The organism is Bacteroides xylanisolvens XB1A (genome assembly GCF_000210075.1).
Classification (GTDB): Bacteria; Bacteroidota; Bacteroidia; order Bacteroidales; family Bacteroidaceae; genus Bacteroides; species Bacteroides xylanisolvens.
The window spans coordinates 1120235-1131110 of sequence record NC_021017.1 but is presented as its reverse complement, the minus strand read 5'-3'; the positions used below and the strand labels follow the sequence as shown (position 1 = coordinate 1131110).

Below are 10876 nucleotides of genomic sequence, written 5' to 3'. Positions count from 1 at the left end.
AGTCATTTTATTGTCAGCTAAAGATTTTATCCATATAGAACAATGATTATCAATTCATTGACACCTGACAATAAGTGCTGACAATAACCCAAAAACAGGCTGACAATAAAAGATTCGGACTTTTATTGTCAGCCTGTCTCTTATAGATTGATGGCATGGAATACGTGATAGAAGAACGTATGCCTCTATGAAGTATGCATTATAAAGCCGTTATACTTAATTAATCCAATAGGTATTGTTCTCTTAACCCTACGCTATCTTTACCTTTCCATGGCTGTGGTAGCTTCTCTTCACGGCCGTGGAGAGATCTCGTCACGGCTGTGGGAAGAAGTCACCACGGCCGTGGGAAGGTAAAGATAGCGGTACCTTCACACAACTATACCGGCATCTTAACGGAACTATACCGGTGTCCTGGCATTACTTTACCTACAGTTTCCTATTGGTTTGCTTATATCTAAGATTATCTTGTCCACATCTAATACACTTCAACTACACTCCACCACAATCAAGCAAGTTTCTCTGTTCCATCAGGTACACGCGTCATTTGATAAGCGATACGCTCTGTACCGTTCTTTACATAAATGATACCACAACGTTGAAAGCCATACTTCGTCAATATATGCTGCATAACTTTATTGTCCCGATGAGTATCTACCCGGAGATTGGGCCAACGTTCGAAACACCAGTTCAAGCAGGTTTCCGATACCCCCTTCTGTTTTCCGTTCGTTGCCAGCCGATGAATCACTCCATAAGGTTCATTATTGAGCCATGTTCCTTCATAAATCTGTTGATAAGTAGGGTCGTCTCCCAAGATAAAACAAAAAGTCCCCAAAATTTCTCCCTGTTCATCTATGCAGACAAAGCTATGTCCATCTTCAATTTCCTGACGAATCAATACTTCAGAAGGATAACCGTCAATCCATTGAGTAGTATTTCCGGTTGCACGCATAAAGGCACGGGCATAGTCATAAATCTCCATCACTAAAGGGAGATCTTTTATTTCGGTAGATCTGATTTCCATCATTTGAAAAGTTATTCAAGAATAAAACAGATAATAAAATTACTCATTGATAGCTCCACAATGGGGGCATACACCTTTTTGCTTCAACTTTTCCCCACAACGCCCACAACGATACTTATACCCAATGTTCCGATGGACTTTCTTCGCAAAAACCAGCATAAAAAAGGCAAGGAACAGATAACCGATATAAATATGTGTCATCAGGATAAAGAAGAAATAGCAGAAAATACAGCAAGACATCAACCCCAGCAGATAAAAGATAGCTGCAGCGGGAGTCAACTGTCGAAACAAATCATCCAGCACCGCCAAAGCGACTATCAAAAACAGCCAAATACTCAACAAGAAGACAGAGAGAATAAAAGGAACTTTGAACGGCGACAAAGTAGGATTGAAATAAAAATGCTCCCACGTTTCCGGCACAAAGACCTGCATCGATTCGTAAATCGTTGCACTGAAAGCCATCAACAAACAGAGAAATAACGGATAAACACTATCTATATCATTAAAATAGACCATCTGCAACTGCTTTCGACGAAAAGCGCGAAACAAATATACACCGACGAATAAAGCGAAGATGATAATGAAATAAGAAGCATGCGTATCACTGAAAAGATGAATGGCCTGCGAAATACTATCAGTCGGCACAAATGACTTCTTGAGTTCTTTTTCACGTATCCAGCCCTGTTCATCCTGTGTGTGAGCCAGCTTCACCCAAACACTGTCTACACTATCGGCAGGGTGAACCGCAAACTCTGCCACCACTACCCTATCCCCTTTATTCAACTGAATAAAAGTATCTTTTATCGGAAGACATTCCAAAGAGATGGAATCATCGACTACTTCCAAGTTTGTATTCCATGTATAATGCCGTTCGTACAAGTAAGTCAACGAGTCTTTCGTCTTCTTCGACAGTTCTTCCGAATCCAAAGCCGGTGCTTTATAATAACAAGATGAGAGCAAAAGTAAACATAGTAGTAGGTTCATCACTGTTTTCATCACAGTTTTCACCACAGAGGACGCAGAGGACACAGAGGATAAAAAGGATAAAGAGGGTAAAGAGAAAAACTTTCTACACTTTTTCCCAAAAACACTCAAACAGTCTGTATCAGAAGAATGAGTGAAGATGTCACCTCCACTATATCCTCTGTGTCCTCTGCGTCCTCTGTGGTGAAAACTGTGGTGAAAATTGTGAATAATGATTCTCATTGAGCCGCTTTTACTTTCATTTGACAATTCTTACAATCAAATTCCAGACGAAAACGTTTGCCGTCATTTGACACCAGGTAATAGGGTTCTTTATAAGGTGAACGTACCCGTTGATGGATGGGACACCATCCCATACTGTAACGCAAACAATGTTTGCAGAACATCAGTACCGCATCTTCCATCGCTTCTTTTTCGTAAGCCGCTGCTACCTGTTGAACCCCATGCTCCTGATAGAAAGAGGCTGCACGAGTATTCATGACATTCCCCAGATAGGTTAGCGTCGTTTGTGGAAAAGCATGATTGGTTGACTTCCATACCAACAATTCCTGACGGTAATTGATTCGACGGGCAGTTATTAACCGGTCGATTGCCTGCCGGCGGAAATCGGCTAATACCGAAGCCGGCAGAAACCAGTTGTCGGTAAAAGAGATTTCTATTTCTTTTGCTTCGAAAGGCGTATTCCCCAATTTGGACAGTTGCGTTTTCAGGTTGTCCGTTTGTGGAGTCCGAGCCGGCTCTTTCTCACGTGGAAGGGTGATTGTGACGCTATTATCATCTTCGTCAGTCAATGTCAAAGAGAAACCGGAATGATGGTCGGCAAGCAACATTCGCACTGCGATTTTCCTTTCGGCAGACTTACGGGAAAGCACTCGTTCAAATTCCTGGTCGAAATTACGATATAATGTGGTACGAGGCTTGATGCGAGGCATTTCCTGTGGATATAGTTTGTTGCTGTCCACCCGGTTGATGCGGAATCCCTGTAAACGTCCCTGTTCGTCGATATAACAAACACCGTCTCCATTGTTAAAGGATTTAAGTCCCGCAACCGTCAGATAATTGCCGCGAATCTCCTTCACAGTCCCCATCTCCTCGCCCAACGACTTGGGAGTGTCGAAAGAGAAAATCTCTTTGTCACGTCCATGCAGGAAATAATGTGTGAATCCACGGCTGAAACTCTTATCCAGTTGCGGCTTAAACTCGAAATTGCACGTACCCGAAGAAGCCCTTACATATTCCGGACGACGGGCAAAGATGGCATCCAGCTTCTGACGATAAGCGGCCGTTACATTCTTCACGTAAGAAACGTCTTTCAGTCGCCCTTCTATCTTGAACGAGGAAGCTCCGGCATCCAGCAATTGCTCCAGTTCGTCACTTTGATTCATATCTTTCAGGGAAAGCAGATGTTTGTCTTTGACAATCACTTTCCCGTCCGCGTCTACCAGACTAAAAGGTAACCGGCAGAATTGCGCACATTCCCCCCGGTTAGCACTACGACCGAAACAGGCTTGGCTGACATAGCACTGCCCGCTATAGCTGACACAAAGTGCCCCATGTACGAATACCTCTAAAGGCACTTCCGGACAATTTTCGTGTATCTTCTTTATTTCACGCAACGATAGTTCCCGCGCCAGGACTACTTGCCGGAAACCCGCCTCCCAAAGGAATTTTACTTTTTCCGGTGTACGGTTGTCCATTTGTGTACTGGCATGAAGCGGTATCGGAGGAAGATTCAACTTCGTGATCCCCATATCCTGCACAATCAGTGCGTCTACGCCAATCCGATAAAGTGCATGAATCATCTCCTCCGTCTCTTTCAACTCTTCTTCTTTCAGAATCGTATTGACCGTGACATAAATACGTGCATGATACAAATGGGCATGCTGCACCAATGCTTCAATATCTTCCAATGAGTTCACAGCCGCCGCACGGGCACCGAACTTCGGAGCACCGATATATACTGCATCTGCCCCATGATTGATAGCTTCAATGCCACATTCCAGGTTTTTCGCCGGAGCGAGAAGTTCTATTTTACGCTGCTTTATCATTTAATATCGTTGATGTTGTAAGGTGTTTCCTGATAAACGAAGTAGTTCAGCCAATTGGAGAACAACAAATTGGCATGAGCACGCCAACGTACCAACGGGCCTTTTTCAGGATCATTGTCTATATAATAATTGCGGGGCATCTCTATCGGCAAGCCTTTATCGAGATCGCGACGGTATTCCGTGTCCAGTGTCAGCGGAGAATATTCGGAGTGTCCCGTGACAAAGAATTCACGACCGCCCCGTGCCATTGCCATATAGACACCGGCATCTTCCGATTCGGAAAGCAACGTCAATTCCGGAACTTTCAGAATGTCTTCCCTGCGTACTTCTGTATGACGGCTATGCGGCACATAGAAACAATCATCAAAACCACGGAAGATGGAGTGGAAAGGTTCCAATACCCGATGTTCAAAGATACCGAACATCTTCTCTTTCAACGGATATTTAGGAACTCCATAATGATGATACAATCCGGCCTGCGCAGCCCAGCATATATATAAGGTAGAAGTGACATGCGTACGTGCCCAATCAAAGATTTCCGTAATCTCATCCCAATAGGTCACCTCCTCGAAGTCCATCTGTTCTACAGGAGCTCCGGTGATAATCATACCATCATACTTCTCGTGACGCATCTGGTCGAAATCCGTATAGAACGTTTTCATGTGTTCTATCGGCGTATTCTTTGACGTGTGGCTCTTGATCTTCATAAATGAAATCTCCACCTGAAGAGGTGTGTTGGAGAGTAAACGCACCAAGTCTGTTTCCGTTGTAATTTTCAACGGCATCAGATTCAGAATCACAATCCGTAGCGGACGAATATCCTGTTGCGTAGCGCGGGAAGTGTCGATCACAAAAATATTCTCTTCCTTCAAAAGCTCTATCGCAGGTAGTTTATCGGGTAAATTTAAAGGCATAATCGCTATATATTAGTAATTTGAGTGCAAAAATACGAAAAATATAGCAGATTATAGGGAGGTAGCTTATTTAGAAGACGTACAAATTAAGTCAATTTAAACATAGAAGCATAACAACCAATCAATAAAAGCCTTATTTTTGCCGGAGAAATTAGTACTAATAATTTAAATCTTAGAAAAATGGCATACGTAATTAGTGACGATTGTATTGCTTGCGGAACTTGCATTGACGAGTGTCCGGTAGAAGCTATCTCTGAAGGTGATATCTATTCTATCAACCCAGATGTATGTACTGACTGTGGTACTTGTGCAGACGTTTGTCCGTCTGAAGCAATTCACCCGGCTGAATAATACAAGTTACAAAAAGAGTATAGGCTGCTTTCTATGGAAGGCAGCCTTTTTTATTGCTCTTTCTTCACCACAGATTACACAGATTCACACAGATTAATTCACAATCACACGGATAGAAAAATACAAAGAAGTTCCTTAAACAAAAAATCACCCTTACTGCATACTGTAGTAAGGATGATTTTATTAATCTAATATTTTTCAGACAGACAATCTCTTTTCAATCTGTGTCAATCTGTGTAATCTGTGGTGAACTCTTATTTCAACTTAGCCAATGCTTCTTTGATACGACGGATAGCTTCTACGATATTTTCATCGCTTGTAGCATAACTCATACGGATACATTCAGGAGCACCGAAAGAGGCACCACCTACACAAGCCACGTGAGCTTCTTCAAGCAAGTACATTGCCAAATCATCCGAATCTGCAATCTTACGTTCGCCGTTGCTCTTTCCAAAGAAAGCATCGCATTTCGGGAACAGATAGAAAGCACCTTGCGGAACGTTTACCTCAAATCCCGGAACTTCCTTAGCCAACTTCACAATCAGGTCACGACGGCGTTGGAATGCTTTCTGCATTTCTTTTACCGGTTCTTGTGTTCCTGTATATGCCACTTCAGCAGCTTTTTGAGAAACAGAACAAGGACCTGAAGTGTACTGACCTTGCAACTTGTTGCAAGCTTTTACAATCCATTCCGGACCGGCAATGAAACCGATTCTCCATCCTGTCATAGCGTAAGCCTTGGATACACCGTTTACAATCACTGTACGTTCCTTCATTTCAGGGAATTGAGCGATACTCTGATGGGCACCAATATAATTGATATGTTCGTAAATCTCGTCAGCGATTACTATCACCTGCGGATGTTTAGCCAATACTGCTGACAATCCGGCCAATTCTTCTTTTGTATATACAGAACCTGTCGGATTAGACGGAGAACAAAGAATCAATGCTTTTGTCTTCGGAGTGATGGCTGCTTCCAGCTGTTCCGGAGTAATCTTGAAATCTTGTTCGATACCTGCCGAAACAATTACGGGAGTACCTTCTGCCATTTTCACCATTTCCGGGTAGCTTACCCAGTAAGGAGCCGGCACGATGACTTCGTCACCCGGATTTACCAATACAAGGATGGTATTACAAACAGATTGTTTGGCACCATTGGCACACGAAATTTGAGCGGCTGTATATTCCAGACCGTTTTCTTTTTTCAGTTTCTCAACAATAGCATTGCGCAAAGCCGGATAACCCGGTACCGGAGAGTAACGAGAAAAGTTATCATCTATGGCTTTTTTCGCAGCTTCTTTGATGTGGTCAGGAGTATTAAAATCCGGTTCTCCTACACTTAAGTTAATAACATCAACACCCTGTGCCTTGAGCTCGTTGCTCTTTTGCGACATGGCAAGCGTCGCCGATGGCGACAAGCTGTTCAAACGATCTGATAATTGATTCATTTTGTATCTATTTTATTGTTGTTGAGTGAAAATCGTTGCAAAATAAGCGATAATATTTGATATATGAAAACAAATTGGCAATTTACTTATTAAAATGTAAAGTATGCCCCATTCTTTCTTTCTTTGTTCTCAAGTATCGTTCATTATACGGATTAGGAACTGTTTCAACAGGTACATTTTCTACTATCTCCAATCCGTATGCTTCCAAACCAACACGTTTCACCGGATTATTTGTCAAAAGTCTCATTTTGTGTACTCCCAGTTCACGAAGGATTTGTGCGCCTACTCCGTAATCACGCTCATCGGCAAGGTGTCCCAAACAAATATTCGCGTCAACGGTATCCATACCGTCTTCCTGCAACTTATATGCTTTCATCTTTTCCATCAGACCGATGCCACGTCCTTCCTGATTGAGGTAAACCACCACGCCTTTTCCTTCTTTTTCGATCATTTCCATCGCTTTATGCAGCTGCTCTCCACAGTCACAACGTTGTGAGCCAAGGATATCCCCAGTAGCGCAAGAGGAATGGACACGTACCAAGATCGGTTCGTCTTCACTCCATGTTCCTTTAAATATAGCCATGTGCTCCAATCCGTTTGATTTCTGGCGGAAAGGAATCAGACGGAACTTTCCGTGTTCGGTAGGCATATTTACTTCTACTCCTTTTTCTACAATGGATTCCTGTTTCAGGCGATAAACGATCAGGTCATGGATAGAAATCAGTTTCAGTCCGTGTTCGTCTGCCATCTGACGGAGTTCGGGCAAACGTGCCATTGTTCCGTCTTCACTCATGATTTCCATCAAGGCACCTGCGGGGTAAAGTCCTGCCAGACGAGCCATATCAATCGTAGCTTCTGTATGTCCGGCACGGCGAAGTACTCCTTTTTCTTGCGCATACAACGGATTGATGTGTCCGGGACGCCCGAAAGTAGCCGGTGTAGAAGTCGGATCGGCCAACGCCTGAATAGTAGCGGCACGGTCGGAAGCGGAAACACCTGTTGTACAGCCCTCCAATTTGTCAATAGTAACCGTAAAAGGAGTTCCCAACACGGAAGTATTATCACTTACCTGATGCGGTAAATCCAACTCCTTGCAACGAGACACTGTGACAGGTGCACAAAGTACGCCACGTGCATGTTTCAACATGAAATTTACTTTTTCGGGAGTTATCTTTTCAGCTGCAATAATCAAGTCGCCTTCGTTTTCGCGGTCTTCATCATCCACTACTATGACAAACTTGCCTTCTTTGAAGTCGGCAATCGCATCTTCTATTCTATCCATTTTAATAGTCTCTTTCATAACACTTATTTATTGATTTTCTGTATGATGAATTGAATTTGTTCATTGTTCTTTATAATCCGTTCCATATCCTTAGCCAGATGAACGCGGAACGCCCAGATGCGGAAATAGAAAAATAAACCGATAGGGAAAATGACTCCGGCTACCAGATTCAACCAATATATATGGAACGGGCGCACATGAGCAGAAACGGAAATAACCGGATAATTGTTTAATGCACCGATCAAAGTGGCAGATTTCGTATTGGACATTTCTTCAACCAACGCTTCCAGCTTTTCATTGATTGCCATCACCTCGTTATCATCCTCACTCGCCATCCACAACTTAAAGTAATTCGGCGCTTTTTCCAATCGTTTCCTGGCGGCATACGCTTTACACTCTGCCGAAAGTTGTTCCAAATCACCCGTCAGACGTACGTAATCAGGATCATGAATAATCACTTCTTTCTTAAATATATGGCGCACACTACGAATTCCCACAATCTTTTTAAACCAGTTGATATAGGCATCTGCATTAAGCACCACAGAGTCTTTATTCGATTTATAAGTAAGGAAGATTCCTAACGGGGCAAGGACTGCGCTACTTGTCCACATCCCCATCCAAACAATCCACTTACCGTCGCGGGCCATTTTATATCCTGTATTATCAATGATATAATAAATGATAAACACCAACACTGATACGATGACCGGCATTCCCAGACCTCCTTTACGGATAATACCGCCCAACGGAGCTCCGATAAAGAAGAACAGCAGACAAGAAAGTGAAATCGTTATCTTCTTATGCCATTCCGTCTTATGTTTTCGAATACTATAATCATTGTTCTCCATCGTGAATTTCTTGAACCCAAGATCGTTAGCCACGTTCTCCGCACGACTGACAGCGGAAGAAATCACCTTCTGTTTCTGCGTTAAAGAGGCTACTTCGTAAAGGCTGTCTACATTATATTCATGAATATCCGCCTTTTCTATTTTGACCGTATCTTCTTTTGTCAATCCATAAGAAGGACGGAAATTTCCTTCTGCCACTTCCCTGTAATACTGTCGTCCGATACTATCTCCCACAACCGTCATCGAGTCAATGGAACTCTGCAACTGCGCCATGTCCTTAGCACTGGACTGCTTACCCATAATCTCACCGTCAACCATATTGAAATCGGAATTAAACTCAATAATGGTATGTTTTTCCCTGAATTCCTCACGTCGGTAAGGTACATTCTCCGATTTCATACTTTGAGCTTTCAGATTCTCAAATAAATCTCCGCTATACAAATGCAGCCAAAGATGCTGTTTATCCGCAGTCATCTCCAAACGCCCGGAATCAGCATATATAATACGTGCTTTCTCAAAGCCATCTTTCATACTATAAATCAGCACATCATATAGCATACCGGTCTTCCGGTTCTTCTTTGCTACCTTTAAATTATAGTCCTTGATTTCAGAATAGAAAACTCCTTCCGGAATGTCCAACTCCGGAGATTTTTGTTTCATCGAAAGAATCAGGGTTCCCAATTTAGCCTGGGCAATAGGACCTACTACATTTTGGAAATAGAATGAGACACCGACAAGCCCGCAAACGAAGAAAGCAAGCGGACGCATGATTTTAAGGAGAGAAATACCTGCGGCTTTCATCGCAAGCAATTCATAACGCTCGCCAAAGTTACCGAAAGTAATCAAAGAAGCCAGTAGCACTGCCAATGGCAACGATACCGGCACTAATGTTAACGCGGAATAAAAGAAGAATTGAGCCATTACGCTCATCTCCAATCCCTTTCCGACCAATTCGTCTACATATCTCCACAGGAACTGCATCATGAATATGAACAGACAGATGAAGAATGTACCAATAAAGAGCATCAAAAAACTCTTTACGATGAATATATCTAATTTCTTTATGCGTAGCATCTTAATAGGTTCGTGCAATTAGGATGCAAAATTAGCACAAAAAAAGGAGCATCGAAAATTTTTAGTTGAAAGTTAACTAAAAACCACAAGTTCTTCTTAATTTAGCTACTTGCGACTCCCACAATTCTTTCATATCGGCTACTTCATCCGGCTCTGCGAAATCGGTAATTTCCAACACATAGTCACTAGTCAGCTCATTATAAGTCATCTTGATTTCAAAATAATCGCGTTCGTTTTCATCATCCTGCCAACGGAAGCGGATAAAAGAGAAAGAGCGAATGGCAATAATCTCTGCTTTCCTCAGCTCTGTCTTCCCCCAATGGAACTCTACTATTTTATCGTCAGAAATAACTTTGTCGGCAAACCAGTCCTCCAACCCGGTCGGTGTACTAATAGCTCCCCAAAGAATATTTTTAGACGTTGCATTCAACAAATACTCCAAATGAATCTTTTCCTTTTTCATAGCAATTTCGAATTGTTTTTACGTGTGCCAAGATAAATACTTTTTTCTAAATACGCCGCATAAATCAGACACTTTATTTAATTATTCTTTCATTATCGAGCTTCAAACTTCCTGTTTATAGGGAAAATCAAACCCTTTCTTAAAGAAAAAACACAAAAAAGTTATGAATTGTTTTGGAGATTATAAAAAATCATCTATCTTTGCACCCGCAATCGAGAAACGATGGCGGGATAGCTCAGCTGGTTAGAGCGCATGATTCATAATCATGAGGTCCCCGGTTCAATCCCGGGTCCCGCTACTTGATAAGAATAAGGCATTTGGGAGGCTTCCACTTCTGGGTGCCTTTTTCTTTTTTAGCTCCGGTTTGCGCTATGGTTTGCGCCAGCGTCAAATTCAATGTAACATGGTTCAACAAATTTTATCTCTACAAAGATACTATTTTG

General features: G+C 42.4%; 9 protein-coding genes and 1 tRNA gene. 2 read left to right on the top strand and 8 right to left on the bottom strand.

Annotated features, from left to right (window positions below):
* Positions 1–505: 505 nt before the first annotated feature.
* The 4 genes from BXY_RS04740 to metA are packed head-to-tail and all read right to left on the bottom strand — an operon-like array spanning position 506 to position 4967.
* On the bottom strand, positions 506–1024 hold the full coding sequence (locus tag BXY_RS04740; RefSeq protein WP_015531319.1) for a GNAT family N-acetyltransferase: 519 nt from the start codon (positions 1022–1024) through the stop codon (positions 506–508).
* 36 nt (positions 1025–1060) lie between these two features.
* Entirely contained in the window at positions 1061–2227 is a 1167-nt protein-coding gene (locus tag BXY_RS04735) for a zinc ribbon domain-containing protein (RefSeq protein WP_203462453.1), read from the bottom strand.
* Entirely contained in the window at positions 2224–4053 is a 1830-nt protein-coding gene (locus tag BXY_RS04730) for a peptidase U32 family protein (RefSeq protein ID WP_015531318.1), read from the bottom strand. The genes BXY_RS04735 and BXY_RS04730 overlap by 4 nt, the downstream gene beginning before the upstream one ends.
* Complete coding sequence (gene metA, locus BXY_RS04725) at positions 4050–4967, bottom strand: homoserine O-acetyltransferase MetA (protein ID WP_008640718.1); 918 nt, start codon at positions 4965–4967, stop codon at positions 4050–4052. The genes BXY_RS04730 and metA overlap by 4 nt, the downstream gene beginning before the upstream one ends.
* Positions 4968–5147: 180 nt before the next feature.
* Between metA and BXY_RS04720 the strand changes: the two genes are divergently transcribed.
* Positions 5148–5318 (top strand): DUF362 domain-containing protein, encoded by a 171-nt coding sequence (locus BXY_RS04720; RefSeq protein WP_002559159.1) that lies wholly within the window; start codon positions 5148–5150, stop codon positions 5316–5318.
* Between the two features lie 254 nt (positions 5319–5572).
* Here BXY_RS04720 and BXY_RS04715 read toward each other — a convergent pair whose 3' ends face one another.
* The 4 genes from BXY_RS04715 to BXY_RS04700 form a co-directional block, all read right to left on the bottom strand.
* Complete coding sequence (locus BXY_RS04715; protein ID WP_004306402.1) at positions 5573–6766, bottom strand: pyridoxal phosphate-dependent aminotransferase; 1194 nt, start codon at positions 6764–6766, stop codon at positions 5573–5575.
* 82 nt (positions 6767–6848) lie between these two features.
* Positions 6849–8066 carry a bifunctional 3,4-dihydroxy-2-butanone-4-phosphate synthase/GTP cyclohydrolase II gene (locus tag BXY_RS04710; protein WP_004309056.1) on the bottom strand — a complete coding sequence of 406 codons (1218 nt, stop codon included), beginning with the start codon at positions 8064–8066 and terminating at the stop codon, positions 6849–6851.
* Positions 8067–8071: 5 nt separating this feature from the next.
* Entirely contained in the window at positions 8072–9970 is a 1899-nt protein-coding gene (locus BXY_RS04705) for an LptF/LptG family permease (protein ID WP_008771508.1), read from the bottom strand.
* Positions 9971–10046: 76 nt separating this feature from the next.
* Positions 10047–10433, bottom strand: coding sequence for an START-like domain-containing protein (locus tag BXY_RS04700; RefSeq protein ID WP_004314575.1), 387 nt, complete (start codon positions 10431–10433; stop codon positions 10047–10049).
* 224 nt (positions 10434–10657) lie between these two features.
* Here BXY_RS04700 and BXY_RS04695 point away from each other — a divergent pair.
* Positions 10658–10731, top strand: a tRNA-Met gene (locus BXY_RS04695).
* The last annotated feature ends 145 nt before the right edge of the window (positions 10732–10876 follow it).